Annotated in this window: 16 protein-coding genes and 1 pseudogene; 10 read left to right on the top strand and 7 right to left on the bottom strand. The window is 60.6% G+C overall.

From position 1 onward, the window contains the following. Nucleotides 1-4: 4 nt before the first annotated feature. Entirely contained in the window at nucleotides 5-1078 is a 1074-nt protein-coding gene (locus AC1DV9_RS17200; protein WP_477949313.1) for a hypothetical protein, read from the top strand. A 96-nt stretch (nucleotides 1079-1174) separates the two neighbouring features. Further along, nucleotides 1175-1804 carry a GNAT family N-acetyltransferase gene (locus AC1DV9_RS17195; RefSeq protein WP_477949311.1) on the top strand — a complete coding sequence of 210 codons (630 nt, stop codon included), beginning with the start codon at nucleotides 1175-1177 and terminating at the stop codon, nucleotides 1802-1804. 3 nt (nucleotides 1805-1807) lie between these two features. Here AC1DV9_RS17195 and AC1DV9_RS17190 read toward each other — a convergent pair whose 3' ends face one another. Next, nucleotides 1808-3214, bottom strand: a complete 1407-nt coding sequence (locus AC1DV9_RS17190) for a DUF5939 domain-containing protein (protein ID WP_477949309.1) — start codon at nucleotides 3212-3214, stop codon at nucleotides 1808-1810. A gap of 207 nt (nucleotides 3215-3421) precedes the next feature. Between AC1DV9_RS17190 and AC1DV9_RS17185 the strand changes: the two genes are divergently transcribed. Then, nucleotides 3422-4567, top strand: coding sequence for a DUF2333 family protein (locus AC1DV9_RS17185; protein WP_477949308.1), 1146 nt, complete (start codon nucleotides 3422-3424; stop codon nucleotides 4565-4567). A 10-nt stretch (nucleotides 4568-4577) separates the two neighbouring features. Here the strand turns inward: AC1DV9_RS17185 and AC1DV9_RS17180 are convergent, their stop codons facing one another. Then, nucleotides 4578-5021, bottom strand: a complete 444-nt coding sequence (locus AC1DV9_RS17180; RefSeq protein WP_112386336.1) for a PAS domain-containing protein — start codon at nucleotides 5019-5021, stop codon at nucleotides 4578-4580. Between the two features lie 43 nt (nucleotides 5022-5064). After that, nucleotides 5065-5790 (bottom strand): helix-turn-helix transcriptional regulator, encoded by a 726-nt coding sequence (locus tag AC1DV9_RS17175; RefSeq protein WP_477949307.1) that lies wholly within the window; start codon nucleotides 5788-5790, stop codon nucleotides 5065-5067. 382 nt (nucleotides 5791-6172) lie between these two features. Here AC1DV9_RS17175 and AC1DV9_RS17170 point away from each other — a divergent pair. After that, nucleotides 6173-7126, top strand: a pseudogene (locus AC1DV9_RS17170) (COG3904 family protein); the annotation flags it as partial. 8 nt (nucleotides 7127-7134) lie between these two features. Here AC1DV9_RS17170 and AC1DV9_RS17165 read toward each other — a convergent pair. Beyond that, nucleotides 7135-7668 (bottom strand): TIGR00645 family protein, encoded by a 534-nt coding sequence (locus AC1DV9_RS17165; protein WP_112444202.1) that lies wholly within the window; start codon nucleotides 7666-7668, stop codon nucleotides 7135-7137. A gap of 157 nt (nucleotides 7669-7825) precedes the next feature. Here AC1DV9_RS17165 and AC1DV9_RS17160 point away from each other — a divergent pair, with 157 nt between their 5' ends. Continuing rightward, nucleotides 7826-9547, top strand: coding sequence for a formate--tetrahydrofolate ligase (locus AC1DV9_RS17160; protein ID WP_477949517.1), 1722 nt, complete (start codon nucleotides 7826-7828; stop codon nucleotides 9545-9547). Here the strand turns inward: AC1DV9_RS17160 and AC1DV9_RS17155 are convergent. From AC1DV9_RS17155 to AC1DV9_RS17145, 3 genes are all read right to left on the bottom strand, one after another. Next, complete coding sequence (locus AC1DV9_RS17155; RefSeq protein WP_477949515.1) at nucleotides 9483-9722, bottom strand: type II toxin-antitoxin system RelE/ParE family toxin; 240 nt, start codon at nucleotides 9720-9722, stop codon at nucleotides 9483-9485. The genes AC1DV9_RS17160 and AC1DV9_RS17155 overlap by 65 nt on opposite strands. A gap of 112 nt (nucleotides 9723-9834) precedes the next feature. Then, nucleotides 9835-10080 (bottom strand): CopG family ribbon-helix-helix protein, encoded by a 246-nt coding sequence (locus AC1DV9_RS17150; protein WP_477949305.1) that lies wholly within the window; start codon nucleotides 10078-10080, stop codon nucleotides 9835-9837. A 94-nt stretch (nucleotides 10081-10174) separates the two neighbouring features. Then, complete coding sequence (locus AC1DV9_RS17145) at nucleotides 10175-11107, bottom strand: extensin-like domain-containing protein (RefSeq protein WP_442207805.1); 933 nt, start codon at nucleotides 11105-11107, stop codon at nucleotides 10175-10177. 275 nt (nucleotides 11108-11382) lie between these two features. On the opposite strand from AC1DV9_RS17145, the gene AC1DV9_RS17140 reads away from it, so the two are divergent. The 5 genes from AC1DV9_RS17140 to AC1DV9_RS17120 all read left to right on the top strand — a co-directional run bounded on the left by AC1DV9_RS17140 (nucleotide 11383) and on the right by AC1DV9_RS17120 (nucleotide 17713). Continuing rightward, nucleotides 11383-13494 carry a TonB-dependent receptor domain-containing protein gene (locus AC1DV9_RS17140; RefSeq protein ID WP_477949303.1) on the top strand — a complete coding sequence of 704 codons (2112 nt, stop codon included), beginning with the start codon at nucleotides 11383-11385 and terminating at the stop codon, nucleotides 13492-13494. 256 nt (nucleotides 13495-13750) lie between these two features. Beyond that, nucleotides 13751-15940 carry an anthranilate synthase gene (locus AC1DV9_RS17135; protein ID WP_477949301.1) on the top strand — a complete coding sequence of 730 codons (2190 nt, stop codon included), beginning with the start codon at nucleotides 13751-13753 and terminating at the stop codon, nucleotides 15938-15940. A gap of 69 nt (nucleotides 15941-16009) precedes the next feature. After that, on the top strand, nucleotides 16010-16717 hold the full coding sequence (locus AC1DV9_RS17130) for a TIGR02117 family protein (protein WP_477949299.1): 708 nt from the start codon (nucleotides 16010-16012) through the stop codon (nucleotides 16715-16717). Nucleotides 16718-16768: 51 nt separating this feature from the next. After that, nucleotides 16769-17008 (top strand): hypothetical protein, encoded by a 240-nt coding sequence (locus AC1DV9_RS17125; RefSeq protein ID WP_112386207.1) that lies wholly within the window; start codon nucleotides 16769-16771, stop codon nucleotides 17006-17008. A 9-nt stretch (nucleotides 17009-17017) separates the two neighbouring features. After that, entirely contained in the window at nucleotides 17018-17713 is a 696-nt protein-coding gene (locus AC1DV9_RS17120; RefSeq protein ID WP_477949298.1) for a DUF2161 domain-containing phosphodiesterase, read from the top strand. The last annotated feature ends 39 nt before the right edge of the window (nucleotides 17714-17752 follow it).

Here is a 17752-nt window from a genome sequence, read left to right as displayed (position 1 = left end):
GCGGGTGCGCAAGGCTCCATCATTCGAAATTCTCATGGAAACGGCAAGCGCGCTGGCGGAAGAGCTGCGCGCCGAAGCTGGCGATTGCGCTGCCTTCATCGGCAGCTTCGCGCGCAACGAGGCGCAGTCCAGCGACGAGACGTTTCTGGACGAGAACCAGCGTTTCCAGGCCGCAGGCCAGAAGCGCGAGGCGCTGGATGCTGCGCTTGGCGAACTCGCCGGTGAACTCGACCGGTTGTCTGAAGACGTCTCCGCCGATCTCGACAGCTTCCGCGGACTGACGCTCCGCGAACGGATCACCGGGTGGTTCTCGCGCCAGCGGATGTGGAGATTGCACAGCCAGCGCGTCAGCGAGGCACCTGTCGTCGAGCGGCTGCTTGATCTTTTCGCCAAGAGTGATGCGCTTGCAGGCCTTGTAACCCAGCACCGCGGCTTTGCCGGCGAATGCCACAAGACGGCCGAAGGCGGTGTCGTCGATATTATCGAGCACCGCCGCCGCCTCGTCGATGCGATCGATATCGCGCGGATGCGGATGAAGGAGCTGAACGCCAAGGCGCTGACGACGCAGGGGCGCATCGGCGTCTATGGCGGCAGAACGGAGTGGGAGCGGCTCGAGGAAGAGCGCCGCGCGCTGAAAGGCGAGGCTGACCGGATTTCCAGCGAAGAGCAGGTGATGCGCGACGAGAGCCAGCGGCGCGAGCGCTTCATCACCATGTTCCAGACGTTTGTCGATGCGCTGAACAGCCAGATCGCGCTCTGCAACGTGCTGACCCGGAAGCTGATGGTCGATACGGAAGAGCGGCTGGTGCTCTACCGTGCCCAGGTCGATACCGACCGGCCGGGTGCCAAGGCGAAGATCAGCCAGACGATCTTTCCGAACATCGCAGCACCGATCTCGCTTTTCGAGCGGGGCATGCTCGTGCCGCAGGATATCGAGCAGCGCAAGAGCGCCGCAAGCATCGCCTTCGAGAAGAAGTTTTCCGCGTTTGTGCCTGTTATCAGCATGGAGCACGACAGGCCGCTGATCGACCTGACCAAGCGGCTGCCGCGTCTGAGATTGCGGTTCGGGCGCTCCTAGCCGGCATCAGCGCCGGACCTCCGGTCTTTGCAAGAACCGGCCAAGCCGCTATGCCTCGATCGGGGAATTCCGCGACACGCATGGTAGGGCCAAACGATGGAAACGATTGAAACGATAGGCAACTCCAATCCGGTCCTGCCGGAAGGCTATTCTCTTGTCCCAAAGGGCAAGCTTGCCAACGCTGTCACCTGCCTGGAAATGCGGGAGAAGCCGGAAGTCGTCGCAGCGGCCGAACGCTCAGACCTTTCCCTCGCGCGCATGACCGTCCCCGATCTCGATACCTACCGGCAGCTTTTCCGGGCGATCGGCGAGGAATGGATGTGGGTTTCACGGCTGGTGATCAGCGACGGCGAACTGGCCGCTATCCTCCGCGATCCCAGGGTGGAGATCTACGTGTTGTCATCGGGCGGCAAGCCTGCCGGGATGATCGAACTCGATTTCCGGGAGCCGGGCGCCTGCGAACTGGTGTTTTTCGGCGTCACCAAGGAGACGATCGGCACCGGCGCCGGGCGCTATCTGATGAACCATGCGCTTGCCATCGCCTGGGCGCATCCGATCGAAAGGCTGTGGCTCCATACCTGCCATTTCGACCATCCGAATGCGCTCTCGTTTTACCGGCGCTCGGGCTTTTCGCCCTATGCCCTATTGATCGAGGTCGCCGACGATCCGCGGGTGACCGGCATCTTGCCGCGGACCGCCGCGCCGCATGTTCCGATCCTGGAATAGCGGTCACGGCAGCGCGAAAATCTTCACCTCTCTGGAAATGCCGTGCAGCTCCTCCATGCGGGAGACTGAGGTGATGCCGCTGTCGCGCAGGATTTCACAGACCCGTTCGTTTCCGACAATTGCTTCAGTCGTCAGGATCACGTGAGGATCGGCAAGGTTCTGGACGCGAGAGGCGATGTTGACGGTCTGGCCGAAGTAATCCTGCCGGTCGTTGAGGCTGACGGCGAGGCAGGGGCCTTCGTGGATGCCGATCTTGAGCAGCAAATCTTCGCTGCCGCGTTCGGTATTCAGGCGGAGCATCGCTTCGCGCATTCGCAGGGCTGCTGTGACGGCGCGGTCGGGGCTCGGGAAGGTCGCCATCACGGCATCGCCGATGGTCTTGACGACCGCGCCTGCCTCGGTGGCAACGATTTCGTGCAGTACCCGGAAATGAGCGCGCACCAGATCGAAGGCGGCCAGATCGCCGACACGCTCGTAAAGTGCCGTCGAGCCTCTGAGGTCCGTGAACAGGAATGTCAGGCTGGTGATCCTCAGGCGCTGGTCGACGTCGAGCGTATCGGTCCGGTAGATATCCCTGAAACTCTGGTTGGTCAGCAGACGTTTGGCGGTCAGGAATGGCCGCCTGCGGCCGAGGATATCGTGCAGGTCGTCGCCGGCGATGCAGACATTCGGTAGCACGCGGCGGTCGGTGTGGTTTTCGAGCGTCAGCCGCAGCAGACCGGGGCGCAGGGTCTCGGTCTCGTTCGGCGTATGGCTGCGGCTGATGACCATCGACAGGTTCTGGCGCTCGCCTGTCGGCTCGCCCTGGACGTCGATGAACTGCGCCGAATGCGTCACGGCGTCGAAGATGATGATGAATTGCGGTGGCAGCTGCACCGAGACGAAGGCCTTTTCACCGGGATCCAGCTCAATCATTTCCAGGAGGATGCGGCCGAACCGCTCTCCGAGATCATCGGGAAGGTCGACGCCGGTGCTGAAGAACACCTGGCGGTAATATTCGAGCGCCGGCAGCCGGTCGGGCTCGTGGGCGGCGATCCGGCGCACGCGTGGGCTGACGGTGAACGTGACCTCGACCATCTCGTCGAGGGTAGGCTCGTAACCGGCGGCGCAGAGCGCGCAATGATAGCTGTCGCGATCGACAGCCTTCAGCGTCGTGCCGGTGTCGAGGACGCCGCCGCAGCCGGGGCAGAGCACGTTCCAGGTCATTTCGAAGGCGCCGATCCGGGCCGCATGCAGAAAGCCCGCGATCGTCTTCTCCTCGTCGAGATCATGCGCCTTGGCGAAGGCGAGCGCGTTGATGCGGTTGAGATCGCGATCCGAGCCGTTCCTGACCGCATTCTCGATGCAGTCGGCCGTCTGCTGGCCGGCCGCATGTCTCAGGGTGGCGAACAGCACGTCGACTTCGCTCATCACACAACCTCCCGGCAGGCGGGCCCACGGCGGACGACGCCAAGCGCGGCATTGTACCATGAGGATTTGCTTATAGAAATCCGAACGGCCGGAGCCGCCGCCCAGCCGGTAGCGCCTCAGGGGACGGCAAAAATCTCGTGCTCTTGTTGTGCTCGCTTCGGCAAGCACTTATGTGGATGAGGAAATTCTGCGCAAGGGGAGATGGCAATGCTCGACCGGATTACCGGTTTCTTCAGGTCTATCGGAAGCGCCATCGGCCGCTGGTTCGGCGTTCTGGCTGCCGGCATCCTCTGGCCGTTCATGGCCGCACATGGCTGGTATCAGCGGCGCAGCTGGATGATCCGTTTACCTGTCATCGCTGTCGTCGCGCTGTTTGCGGTGCTCTACGGCTATTTCTTCTGGCAAACGCAGGTCTGGTCGGGCTTCAATCCGAATTTCGTCGATCAGTACCGCTTCTCGGAGCGCAAGGTCGCTGCCGGGCAGGAAATTCCGGTTGCCGATGCCGGCACAGCTTCGGCGGCATCGCCGGCGCCTGCCAAGACCTGCCAGCGTTCTGCGATCGTCGACGTCACCGCCGATCTGATCGATTCCAACGTTAACCAGAATGCCTGGATCTCCTCCATGCTGCTCTATCGCATGGGCTTCTTCGGCATCGACTGGGATCACACGCCGTTCCTCGACAACAAGGCGTCCTTCCAGCGCGGCATCAACCAGGCGGTTCGCCGCACGTCGGCCGAACTCGTCGATACGCTGGGGCGCGTTCGCGGCACCTCGGGGATCAACGGCGACCTGCAGAGTGCCCGCGGCAATCTTCAATATGACGAGTACAGCTGGTATTTCGGCATGAACCCGTTCGGCCCGAAGACGCCGACGCCGAGCTACTATCGTTCGGCAATCGAGAGCCTGCGGAAGTTCAACACCGATCTTTCGAATTGCAATGCCGTGTTCGACGGCCGCGCCGACAACCTGCTGCAGTTTATCGATCGCATCGCCAACGATCTCGGCGGTACGTCCGACATTCTGGCGGAGCGTTCGGAGAACCACAATTTCGGCTGGTTCGACACCCGGGCGGACGACCGCTTCTGGTTCGCCTATGGCCAGCTGTATGGCTATTACGCGATCCTGACGGCAGCCCGATCCGACTTTTCGCAGGTGGTGGCCGAGCGCAATCTAGGGGCGCTGTTCAGCGGCACCACCAAGCAGTTCCAGGCGGCGCTGCGCATCCAGCCGGCGATCATTTCCAATGGACGCGAAGACGGCTGGATCATGCCGAGCCACCTTGCGACGATGGGCTTCTACATGCTGAGGGTGCGCTCGAATATCGTCGAGATGCGCGCCGTGCTCGGCCGCTGATGCGGCCGGCTCAGGCGCCGTTATCCTCGAAGCCGACGACGCGGAGCTGTTCGACGAATTCGTAGGTAATGCCGACGATCTCGTTGTTGCGGAATTTTCCGACGGAGCGGACCGTCTTGTAGCCGCCAAGCCCGTTATCGACGCGATAGGAAAAGTGGAAGCCCGTCTTGTGCAGGCTCGCCTGCTCGAAGGTTTCGGTGATCAGAACCCGGTCCTCGGGATGAATACGCGAGAGCAGCTCGACCAGATTGGCAGGGCCAGAGGTGAAGGTCATGCGGAAAATCGCGAAGACATCTTCGCTGGCGAAGAAATGTCCCGATTCCACTTCGATGCGCCAGAATCCGAAATTTCGGTAAGCTGCAACCATCTGGACGATCTCGAGATCAGAGATGCCGATATGGTCGCGCGTCTGCTTTTCTTTGCCGTTGGCGGGCTGTTCAAATCGAAGAGGCACGTTCCCTCCCATGAGGTTTGCGCACTGATTCTCTTCTGATTTCTCAGCTGATCAGCTTCAAGCGTATGGCCTTAGCTACCAACTGCGTTCTGTTCACGCAAGCGAGTTTTTTGATCGCATTGGTCATGTAGGCGTTCACGGTATGGTCGGAGAGCGCCAGGATTTGGCCGATCTCGACCGAGGTCTTGCCCTGCGCCGTCCAGCGCACGACCTCAAGCTCGCGGGCCGACAGGGCATTGTAGGCGCTGTCCTCGTTGCGGCGCACGGTGTTGTAGGCGTCCAGCGCATGCAGCATTATCATCGCCAGCTCGTTGACCTCGTTCTGGGCGAAGGGCGCACGCTCGCCACCGAACCAAAAGACCAGCCGGTTTCCATCGAGTGCGTTGATCGGGAAGGTGATGCCCGTCGGCATGGCGTAATGCATCATGAGGTTACGCAGCTCGGCCGGAAAGTTGAGCCCTTGCAGGGTTTCCGCCAGATTCCATTGCTGCGGAACGGCTGATTCACGAAGCTTTGCCGTGAAGGGACAGCTGCGCAGCATATGCGCCCGGTCGAATTCGCGGATATAGGAGGCGGGCAGCGAGCTTTCGATGATCAGCGACTTCAACAGCAGGTCTTCGGCGGACGGTGTGTGCAGGAGCGTCGTCTGCGACAGGCCGAATGCGCCGGCCACCCTGTGCAGTGCGTGAACGAACAATACACGCGTGCGGGCAGCAGCCAGCTCTCCTGTCAGCAGCGATTGCCGTTCAGAGGTAGTCATGTATGACATTATGCGCCCCGATCACTCGAATGTTACCGCTAACACATACGTAAAACTCCACGGGATGCTAGCCACAATTCGCATCGGCCATGCTGATTAATTTATAGTGTTAAAAATTAATCACACATACGCACCCATTGGTTGCATAATGTATTATGCAGGTAGTGATCGCGGCTATTTTACTTCTTCCATTACTACGAAGCTGTGGATTTCTCCCGTGCCGGGAGGAGAAGAATCACCTCAGAAGTTGGTCGACGGTAGACTTAAATTCCTAAAAGGCTGCCTTTGAAGCGATGAATACGGTTTCACTTTAGCATAACGTGCGGCCGCGGCGCTTGCTGCTTCGGGTCGCTATTGCTAGCGTCAGGCGATCCAAACGGGACGACCGCTCGTGCGCTGTGCCACCATTCTCGCCGTCAAATATTTCGTCATTCTTTCGCTGATTTTCTGTTTCCGATTGCCTTCTCTCTCCGGTTCCGATGCGTGGGCTGCCAAACCCAAGCGGAACCAGCCTCCTTCCATGAGTTTCATTCTCGTCCGCAGCGCCGATTGCCTGGCGGATTGCGCCGAGTGGGTATCGGCAGAAGGCCGGATCACGCGCGACACACCGCTGCGGCTGAAGAAAATTCTGAAGCAGCTGAACGGGCGCAAGCTGCCGATCGTCTTTCGGTCGGAAGGCGGGGAGGTGGATGCCGCCTATGCGATGGGCCGGATGATCCGCAACAATGGTCTGGAAACGGCAGTCGGCGGCACGCGGCTCAAGGATTGTCCAATTGCCGACATGCGCTGCAAGGCGGCGATCGCCAAGGACGGCACGGCTGTCGGCCTCACGTATTCCGGCGGCGCCTATTGTCTTTCGGCCTGTCCGATCGCACTTGCCGGTGGGACGTCGCGGGTTGCGTCGCAATGGGCCTATATCGGCGTCCATCAGATCACCACGATCTATGATAAAATCCGGGTGTCCTACCGCATCGAATACCGGATGGTGAACGGCCGGAAACACGAGGTTTCCCGCACCGAGATCGGCCGCAGGAGCGAGGGCGAGACGAAATCGACCAAGCTCGGGAAGAAGGCCGCGGCTGCACTTTCCGCCTATCTGAAGGAAATGGGCGTCAGCCAGGATATCATCGCACTGATGATGAGCGCGGCGCCGCAGACGCTGCGGCTTCTGCCGACATCGGAGGCTTTGAAGCTGGGGCTGATCACCGACATGCTTGCCTCGAACGAGAGCCCGGGAATCCGGCTCTGCCAGGCGGACGATCCGGCCGGCGCCCGCTGCCACCGCCACGGGGAACCGCAGCCGGCGACTGGAACGCCCGCGGAATCACAACCGGCACCGGCTGCTCCCGGCGGTTAGTCCTTGTCCTTGAGATCGTTCTTCTTGGTCGAGCTCATCAGCTTTTCCAGGAAGCCGAGCATGAGCGCGGAGACGACGAAGGCGATGTGGATCAGCGTCAGCCACATGATCTTGCCGTCTTCATACTGATCGACATTGAGAAACACCTGCAATAGGTGGATCGACGAGATTGCCACGATCGACGAAGCGACCTTGATCTTCAGGCTGCCGGAATCGAGCTTGCCGAGGAAGGACACTTCGTGCTCCTTTTCGCCGTCCGCCTCGTCGAAGCGGCTGACGAAATTCTCGTAGCCCGAGATCATCACCATGACGATCAAGCTGGCGACCAGGGCTGCATCGATGAGACCGAGCATGGCGAGGATCATCTCGTCTTCGCCAAGTGTGAAGACGGCGCTTGCGACCTTCAGGAATTTGTAGCCGAAGGAGATCGCATAGACGGCAAGGGCCGCGACGAGACCGAGATAGAACACGACGAGCAGCCAGCGGCTCGACAGGATGATGCGCTCCACGAGCAGCTCAAGTGATTTCATCTTTAGGTGCCCCCGCACGCTGAAACGATAGAGGGGGCATAGCCCATCCATGCAAGTTGCAGCAAGCCTTGACGGCGGATTTCATCCCGGCCGATGGCGCGGTTTGTCGTGGAACGGCGTGAAAAGCGGCATGCGGGGTCTTGTTTCCGACGCGGCGATGGCGGCATGGTCGGACAATAACACAAACTCCGAGGACTACCCCGTGGCTATCAAATCCGACATCGAAATCGCCCGCGCGGCCAAGAAGAAGCCGATCTTCGAGATCGGCGCCAAGCTTGGCATTCCGGAGCAGGATCTGGTGCCCTATGGCCACGACAAGGCGAAGATCAGCGCCAGTTTCATCGCTGCTCAGGCGGACAAGAAGGACGGCAAGCTGATCCTCGTCACGGCGATCAACCCGACCCCGGCGGGCGAGGGGAAGACGACGACTACGGTCGGCCTCGGCGACGGGCTGAACCGCATCGGCAAGAAGGCAATTGTCTGCATCCGCGAGGCCTCGCTCGGCCCCTGCTTCGGCGTCAAGGGCGGGGCTGCCGGTGGCGGTTATGCGCAAGTTGTGCCGATGGAAGACATCAATCTGCACTTCACCGGCGATTTCCACGCGATCACCTCGGCGCATAATCTGCTGGCGGCGATGATCGACAATCATATCTACTGGGGCAACGAGCTCGATATCGACATTCGCCGCATCACCTGGCGGCGGGTGATGGATATGAACGACCGGGCGCTGCGCTCAATGGTGAGTTCGCTCGGCGGCGTTGCCAACGGCTTTCCGCGCGAGGGCGGCTTCGACATCACCGTTGCCTCCGAGGTCATGGCGATCCTCTGCCTGGCTTCCGATCTGAAGGACCTGGAAAAGCGCCTTGGCAACATCATCGTCGCCTACCGGCGCGACAAGACGCCCGTCTATGCCCGTGACCTGAAGGCGGATGGCGCGATGGCCGTCCTGTTGAAGGACGCAATGCAGCCGAACCTGGTGCAGACGCTGGAAAACAATCCGGCCTTCGTGCATGGCGGCCCCTTCGCCAATATCGCCCATGGCTGCAACTCGGTGACGGCGACGAAGACAGCGCTGAAGCTTGGCGACTATGTCGTCACTGAAGCAGGCTTCGGCGCCGATCTGGGTGCTGAGAAGTTCTTTGACATCAAATGCCGCAAGGCCGGGCTGAAGCCTGATGCTGCGGTTATCGTCGCTACCGTCCGGGCGCTAAAGATGAATGGTGGCGTGAAGAAGGAAGACCTCGGCGCAGAGAATGTCGCCGCCCTCGTCAAGGGCTGCGCCAATCTCGGCCGGCATGTGTCGAACGTCCGCAAGTTCGGCGTGCCTGTCGTGGTTGCCATTAACCATTTCGTCTCGGATACTGATGCCGAAATCGCCGCTGTGAAGGAATATGTGGCGCGTCTCGGCGGCGAAGCCATCCTCTGCCGCCACTGGGCCGAGGGGTCCGCCGGGATCGAGGAGCTTGCCCACAAAGTCGTCGAACTTGCCGATTCCGGTCAGGCAAAGTTCCAGCCGCTTTATGGCGACGACCTGCCATTGCTGGAAAAGATCGAGATCGTCGCCTCGAAGATCTACCACGCCGGCGAAGTGACCGCCGACAAAGCGGTGCGAGATCAGCTCATCGCCTGGGAAGAGCAGGGCTACGGCAAGCTTCCGGTCTGCATGGCGAAGACGCAATATTCCTTCTCGACCGACCCCAATCTGCGCGGCGCGCCGGAAGGCCATATCGTGCCGGTGCGCGAAGTGCGCCTCTCGGCCGGCGCCGGCTTCGTCGTCGTCATCACCGGTGAGATCATGACCATGCCGGGTCTGCCTAGGTCGCCATCGGCGGAGCGGATATTCCTGAACGAGCAGGGGTATATTGAGGGGTTATTCTGAGGCTAGAGCTTGTCGGGCCAGCGCTGGGAGTGTGCAGGATGGTCAGGATTTCCAAGTTCGTTTCCGTCACCCGGTACGCGATGATGTAGGGGATGTCGCTCAGCGCCATCTCTCTGGTTCCAGAAACGCGCCCTTCGCGACCGAGGAGAGGGCGGGTTTGAAGCGTTTCAGCTATTGAGGACAGCCGGTGGACGACCCGGCCGCGGCGGCCGGATTATGCTTCGCGATATAGGTGCCAATCTGGTCGAGGCGGGCGAGCGCCCGGCGGGTCCAAAGCAGCTTGCGCTTCATCGTTTGGTGGGCGGCGCCGTATATTTGGAAAGGACGGCGTCGACCTCGTCGGCGCTTGCGAAGTCACCTTTGTCTGCGTCTCTGACGGCTGCTTCTATCTCGGAGATCTGCCATTCCTCGCGCTCGACGAACTCTTCGATAGCGAGAGTAGCGACTTCTTCCGGCGACAGTTTTCGGCGCTCGGCGAGGCGGTCGAGGCGGGATATCGTGGATTGATCGACTTGAAAGCTGAGTAGCGTCATCGGAGCTCTTTTGTGCGTTCCTGTGATGGAAGTTTAATGCGCCGATATTTCGATTCAAGCTGGAATCGCAAGTCATTGATCTACTGGGGTTTCGCTAGTGGCAATACCGGTATCCGCCCTTGCGCTCGAGAACATCGAGATGGAAATGCGTCTCGTGCGCCGCGTCGCTTTCCGGATCGAGCACGGTTGAGAAATAGAGACAGCCGGAAGCGCTGACCGTGCGCTGGAAGGCGCCGGTCAGCGTTGAATCCTCGCGGCGCGGTTTGACGGCGATGTCCTCGCCCTTCTCGAAGCTGAAGCTTGCGACATCGATGGCGTTGCCGCGGGCGTGTTCGGAGATCTTGCCGGTTTCGGCGCTGTTGCGCAGGCGGCAGATATAGGCCGAGGCCTGATTGATCGTGGTGATCTTGCCCTGATCCTTGGCGGCAACGGCGGCGGCCGGGATGACGCTTTCCTTCATCCAGTGAGCGAGCGCCCGCGCCGTCGGGCAGCGCAGCGTCGCTTCGGGTTTCACCTTGATGCCGGGGAGCGCTTCCGACAGCACGATCGGCTTGTCGATGCCGCAGCCGTTGCCGTCATCGATCCGGGGGATCTCCTTGAAGACGACGCCGAGGCTCTGCAGCTCCTTGATGCAATCGGCATGGTCGGTATCGCTCTCCGGCTCGATCGTCAGGTGCTGATCTTCCAGCGTCTCGGCTTTCGGCGTTTCGGGCCTGGCATCCTCCGGTTTCTGATCGGTGGGTTGCGACGCATCGGGTTTGGCCGTTTCCGGGGCGGTCTCTTCCGGTTTGCCTGACGTGGCAGGCGCCGGCTTGCCGTCATCGGATTTCGGCTGTTCGGGCTTTGCCTCTTCGGGTTTGGGCTGGGGAACGGGTGCTGTCTGCACCGGCGGAGTCTGGTCTTGCGGCGCTGCCGGTTCGGCTGCTTCAGGCTTCTGTTCCGGTACCGGCCCGTTACGGGGCAGGGTGGCGCCCGAGAGCATGAAGACGGTGAGGCTCATGGCGGCAATTGCGGAAGCGATTTTCACATGCCCATCCCACGTTGCTGTTAGCGGCAGGAGGGACAACGCAAACGGGCTGTTTTCGTTGCAATTTCGCAACGTTTGTGTGGATCGTTAAAACATGATGATTATTATCAAGATAACCGCCGATGATATATTGACATAAATAGTCATGTTTTTTATGCGGCAAAAAGAAGGCGGTTTTTGGGGCCGCCTCAATCTGAAAACGCCTAGCCAGCCCCTCGATCGCGCCCGCGAACCGACCAGCCAGCCCGGTACTTCATCATATAGAGGGTTGGTTTATGGTTGTCCGCAATTCGCGTTCGCTGCTGCTTGCTTGCACGGCGCTTGCTCTAATTTCTCATTCGTCGATCAGCCTTGCGCAGAGCGCGACCCCGGCCGGGCAGCAGTCGGATGATAAGCAGACGAAGGACGGAGAAACGTTCCTTTCTCCCATCATCGTCAAGGGCGATCGCAAGGCAGCGAATGACCCTTACGACAAGGCCGGTCCTTCCAGCACTGTGACAGCGGACCAGATCGACCTGCAATCGGGGCAGGAAACGGACGATCTGTTGCGTGGCGTTCCAGGCACGTCGACTGCCAACAATCCGCAGAATCCTGGCGTTGCCGTCAACATCCGCGGCTTTGAAGGTTCTGGCCGTGTCAACATGATGATCGACGGCGTTCGGCAGAACTTCCGCTTCACCGGCCATGAGGCGCAGGGCCTCACCTACGTCGATCCGGCGTTCCTGGCTGGCATCGATATCACGCGCGGGGCGGTCAACGGCGTTGGCGGCGGTGCGCTTGCCGGTTCCGTCAATTTCCAGACCTACAATGTCGACGATCTTATTCAGGGCGACAAGAGCTATGGCGGCATCGTTTCGGCGACCACCGGCGATAACGGCATGGGCTGGTCTGAATCCGCAGTCGGTGCCTACCGGTTCAATGATGTGTTTGCCGTCGTCGGCGGCATCAGCAAAAGCGATCCCAAGAATTTCGACAACGGCGATGGCGTCGAGGTTCCGTTTACCGAAGAGGATCTGATCTCGGGCCTGCTCAAGGCGGAAATCACGCCGAACGCCGAAAACACCATCCGCATTGGCGGGTTGACCTATGACAACGACTTCTTTGCCAACTCCTACTACCAGAATCTGAAGAACAAGACCTTCAGCGCGACCTACGAATACAAGCCCGGCGACAACGATCTCATCGATTTCAAGACCGGTTTCTATTACAATCGTCTGAAGATGACGTATGATACAAACGCGACTGGTGGAGGAACTGCGGCCGGACGCGAGATCACCGATACCGGTATCGGTTTCGACGTCTCGAACACCTCGAAATTCGATCTCGGCGATGTCTCGGTCTCATCGAACTATGGCGTGGAATATTTCCATGACACTTATGATGTCATGAACAGCACGGCGCAGCCGCAGGGTGGAGTGAACGGCGACGGCAAGAATGGCACGCTCGGTGTTTTCAACAGCACGACGTTTACGTACGGCATCACGGATTTGACGCTCGGTCTGCGTTACGACCATTTCGATCTCAGCGGCTCCGGGGCCGTTACCGCAGGCAATCCTGCTGGGCTGCCTGCAGGACCGTACTCGGTCGATCGCTCCGATGGCCGGCTTGATCCGAGTGTGACGCTGGCAGTCAACGCCACCGATTGGCTCCAGCCCTATGTGACCTATGCCGAAACGATGCGTTCGCCGACGATCAACGAGACATTTGTTGGCGGTACGCATCCTGGCGGCCGGATGTCCTTCTTCCCAAATCCGTTCCTAGAGCCGGAAGTCTCGAAAGGCTGGGAAATCGGGGCAAACATCAAGGTCGATGGTCTCTTTGATTCCGGTGACAGCTTCCGGTTCAAAGCGAACTACTTCTATGATCGTGTCGATAATTACATAACGGCCGCGTTTACGCCGACGGGCGGTGTATTTTTCACCAACAATCCCGGTACTTCGACGGTTCAGGGTATCGAAATTCAGGCTGGCTACGATGCCGGTTTCGTCTTCGGCGATCTGTCCTACACCCACACGGACACCGACCTGCCATCGCAGATCAACGGTTTTGGCGTCCAGTCCTACCTGCCTGACGACATCTTCACGGCGACGCTTGGCGCACGCTTCCTCGAAGATCAGCGCCTCACGGTCGGTACGCGCTTCTATGCTGCGAGCCGTGCGAACATCGGTGATGTCAACGTCGCAGCGGGCGCCAGCCCCTACAAGCCGGGTTACGGCCTTGTCGACCTGTTCGCCAACTACAAGTTCGAGCAGGGCTTCGAAGTCACCGCCAGCGTCACCAATGTCTTCGACAAGGCTTATACGCCAGCGTCGAGCACAATCGCAGGCAGCACGATCGATACCGGCCGCGGCCGTACGTTCATGCTGACGGCAAAAGCCAAGTTCTGATCGACGGATTCAACGACAAGGGCGGCCTTCGGGCCGCCCTTTTCATTCCATATTCGCCTCTTGCGCTCTCCCTCATCTCACGCTAACAATTTCGCCCATGAACACGTCGAAGAACATTGCAGTTTGGTGGTGGGCTCGCTGAGGCGGCCTCGACCAATCGTGTCTTCAGACGACGAGTGAGCCGCCCGAAACTTTCGAGGCGGCTTTTTTGTTTTCTGGCCGCCTTGCGTCCGGGCACCGATAACGGAGTGGAACTATGGTTACGATCCTTCGGGACGATGGTGCGGAAATCTACGAGACCAAGGGTGGCATCACCGTCACCCGGCAACGGCGGCCCATTCCCTATGCGGATGCCGTGGTGTCCTATGTCGACAAGCTCGATGAGCGCCGCGGCGCGGTGTTTTCGTCGAACTACGAATATCCGGGCCGCTACACGCGCTGGGATACGGCCGTCGTCGATCCGCCGCTCGGCATTTCCTCCTTCGGCCGCGATGTCTGGATCGAAGCCTATAACGAGCGCGGCGAAGTGCTGCTCGGCTTCGTGACCGAACGCCTGAAGGCCGTGCGCGAGCTGGAGCTCGGTGCATCCACCGCCCGCCGGCTCGATCTCAAGGTGAAGCTGCCCGACCGGGTGTTTACCGAGGAAGAGCGCTCGAAGATGCCGACGGTGTTTACGGTGCTGCGCGCCGTCACCGATCTCTTCTATTCGCAGGCCGATGCCAGCCTCGGGCTTTACGGCGCCTTTGGCTACGATCTGGCCTTCCAGTTCGATGCGATCGACCTGAAGCTGAAGCGCGCCGACGACCAGCGCGACATGGTTCTCTATCTGCCGGACGAGATCCTCGTCGTCGATAACTACTCGGCCAAGGCCTGGGTCGATCGCTACGACTTCGCCAAGGGCGGCCTGACGACCGAGGGCAAGGCCGGCGATATCGCACCGGAGCCTTTCGTGCGCACCGATGCCATTCCGCCGAAGAGCGATCATCGCCCTGGCGAATATGCCGAGCTGGTCACCAAGGCGAAGGAAAGCTTCCGCCGCGGTGATCTGTTCGAGGTCGTTCCCGGCCAGAAATTCATGGAGCGCTGCGAGAGCAAGCCATCCGATATTTCCAAGCGGTTGAAGGCGATCAATCCGTCGCCCTATTCCTTCTTCATCAATCTCGGAAACCAGGAATATCTCGTCGGCGCGTCGCCCGAAATGTTCGTGCGCGTTTCCGGCCGCCGCATCGAGACCTGCCCGATCTCGGGTACCATCAAGCGCGGCGAGGACCCGATCGCCGACAGCGAGCAGATCCTGAAGCTGCTGAACTCCAAGAAGGACGAATCCGAGCTGACGATGTGCTCGGATGTCGACCGCAACGACAAGAGCCGCGTCTGCGAGCCGGGTTCGGTCAAGGTCATCGGCCGCCGCCAGATCGAGATGTATTCGCGTCTGATCCACACGGTCGATCACATCGAGGGCCGCCTGCGCGACGACATGGATGCCTTCGACGGCTTCCTCAGCCACGCCTGGGCGGTCACGGTGACAGGTGCGCCAAAACTCTGGGCAATGCGCTTCATCGAAAGCCACGAGAAGAGCCCGCGCGCCTGGTACGGCGGTGCGATCGGCATGGTCGGCTTCAATGGCGACATGAACACGGGGCTGACGCTGCGCACCGTGCGCATCAAGGAAGGGATCGCCGAAGTCAGGGCAGGGGCCACCTTGCTCAACGATTCCATCCCCGAGGAAGAAGAAGCCGAAACCGAACTGAAGGCCTCCGCCATGCTTTCCGCCATTCGCGATGCCAAGGCCGGCAATTCCGGCAAGGTCAGCCGCGACGTCGCTGCCGTCGGCAAGGGCGTCAATATCCTGTTGATCGACCACGAAGACAGCTTCGTCCACACGCTGGCGAACTATTTCCGCCAGACGGGCGCGACGGTCTCGACCGTGCGCACGCCGGTGCCGGACGAAATCTTCGACCGGCTGGATCCGGATCTCGTCGTGCTCTCGCCGGGACCGGGCAATCCGAAGGATTTCGATTGCAAGGCGACGATCAAGAAGGCGCGCGCCCGAAACCTGCCGATCTTCGGCGTCTGCCTCGGCCTGCAGGCGCTCGCCGAGGCCTACGGCGGCGAGCTTCGCCATCTGGCGCTGCCGATGCACGGCAAGCCTTCACGCATCCGCGTGCTGGAGCCTGGCCTGGTGTTTTCGGGCCTCGGCAAGGAAGTCACCGTCGGCCGTTACCATTCGATCTTCGCCGATCCCTCGACCCTGCCGCGTGAATTCATGATCACGGCGGAAAGCGAGGACGGCACGATCATGGGCATCGAGCACACCAAGGAGCCGATCGCCGCGGTGCAGTTCCACCCGGAATCAATCATGACGCTCGGCGGCGATGCCGGGATGCGGATGATCGAGAATGTCGTGGCGCATCTGGCGCGGAAGGCGAAGACCAAGGCTGCCTGAGCCAAGGATACCGATCGGCCGCCGCCATCCGGTGGCCGATCATTTCCCATCTCTCCTGCGGAAGATCGCATGCTCGTGAAGCTGCTCAAGGGATTGGCGATCATTATCGTGCTGGCCGCCATTGCCGTCGTTGCCGGAATGGTGATTCCAAGGCCCTGGCGTGCGCCGCCGCCCGAAACGACGAGTGCCACCGACCGTATTCTCGTTCTCAGCAATCCCATTCACACAGATTTCGCGATTCCTGCCACGCACGATATTCTCAAGCGTTTCAGCTTTCTCGCCGATGCCGGTCTCGATCTCGGCAATCCCGATGTGCGCTACATCATCTTCGGCTGGGGAGGGCGCGCTTTCTATACTGAAACGCCGACCTGGGCCGACCTGAAGCCGATGCCGGTGTTCAAGAGCCTGACGCTGGATAGTGCCGTCATGCATGTGCAACTGGCGGGAGATATTCCGCTTGATCATCCCGATGTGACGCCGATCGACGTGTCCGCCGCAGGTTTCGCGCGGCTGTCGGACTATATCGCGTCGAGTTTCACCGTTGGCGATGAAAAGCCTGTGCCGCTGGGTTTTTCCTATGGTCAGGGCGACGCCTTCTTCGAGGGGCAGGGCCGTTTCAACGCGCTTGTCGGCTGCAATACGTGGACCGCTGCCGGCTTGCGCGAAGCCGGGATTGCGACCGGCCTGTGGACGCCGCTGCCGTGGCTGCTGCGTATTTCGCTCCGGCTTCACAACCCTCCCGGGGCCTTTCGCCCAGGAGAGGAAGTAACTGGTTGACTTCCCATTCCAAATCAGAACATTTCAGGAACGATGAATAAGGATATCGTCGTGGCCAATGCTGAGAAGTTTATCGTCCTCCCGTACCGCAAGAACCGGGGCAACCTGGTGCCGGGCGAGATGCGGCAAGCATCGAATGCCATGAGTGCAGAAAAGATCGCGACCTCGATGGCCGCGCGGTTTATCGGCGTTGCCGCCTATGCGGTGATGGTCGATGACGAGACCGGCGATATGTCGTCGCCGCGGCTGCTCATTCGGCATGGCGAGATCGCCGATCTCAATCCGGCATAACGCTTCCCGATGGAAACTTCGCTCTATCTGCCGGTCAAAGCCTTTCTGGAGGCGGCGGGTTATGCCGTCAAAGGCGAGATCGGCGGATGCGATCTCGTGGGCCTCAGCGAAGGCGATCCAAGCGTGGTCGTCGTTTGTGAGCTCAAGCTCAGCTTCAACCTCGAACTTATCCTGCAGGCGGTCGATCGGGCGGCGATGAGCGACGAAGTCTGGATCGCGGCGCGGGTTTCGGCCAAGGGGCGCGGGCGCGAGGCGGACAAGCGCTATCGCGATCTCTGCCGCAGGCTGGGGATCGGCATGCTCGGCGTTTCCGATACCGGAGAGGTCGGCGTCATCGTCTCGTCCATCTCGCCGATGCCGCGGACCAATCCGAAACGGCGGTCGCGGCTGGTCAGGGAACATCACCGCCGCCGCGGCGATCCTGTTCTCGGCGGTAGCACCCGTGTGCCGCAGATGACCGCCTATCGCCAGCAGGCGCTGATCTGCGCCGCTGCCCTGCAGCAGGGGCTGGTCAGGCCGCGGGACATGAAGGCGCAGGCACCGGATGCTGGGAAAATCCTGCTTGGCAATGTCTATGGCTGGTTCGAAAAGCAGGGGAAGGGCGTCTATGCCTTGACGCCTGCGGGCGCCGAGGCGCTGTTGCGCTGGCCGCAGACGATCGTCTTTGGCACCGATGGTGGCGAGGCGTCCGTAGAGGTCTCCTGATTTCAGGCGTTTGGAGCGCCACGCTTTTATCAATTCTTG

The sequence above is a fragment of the Rhizobium sp. 01L410 genome, assembly GCF_056400165.1.
The sequence above is the reverse complement of the archived record's forward strand: the minus strand, read 5'-3'. Positions and strand labels throughout refer to the sequence as shown.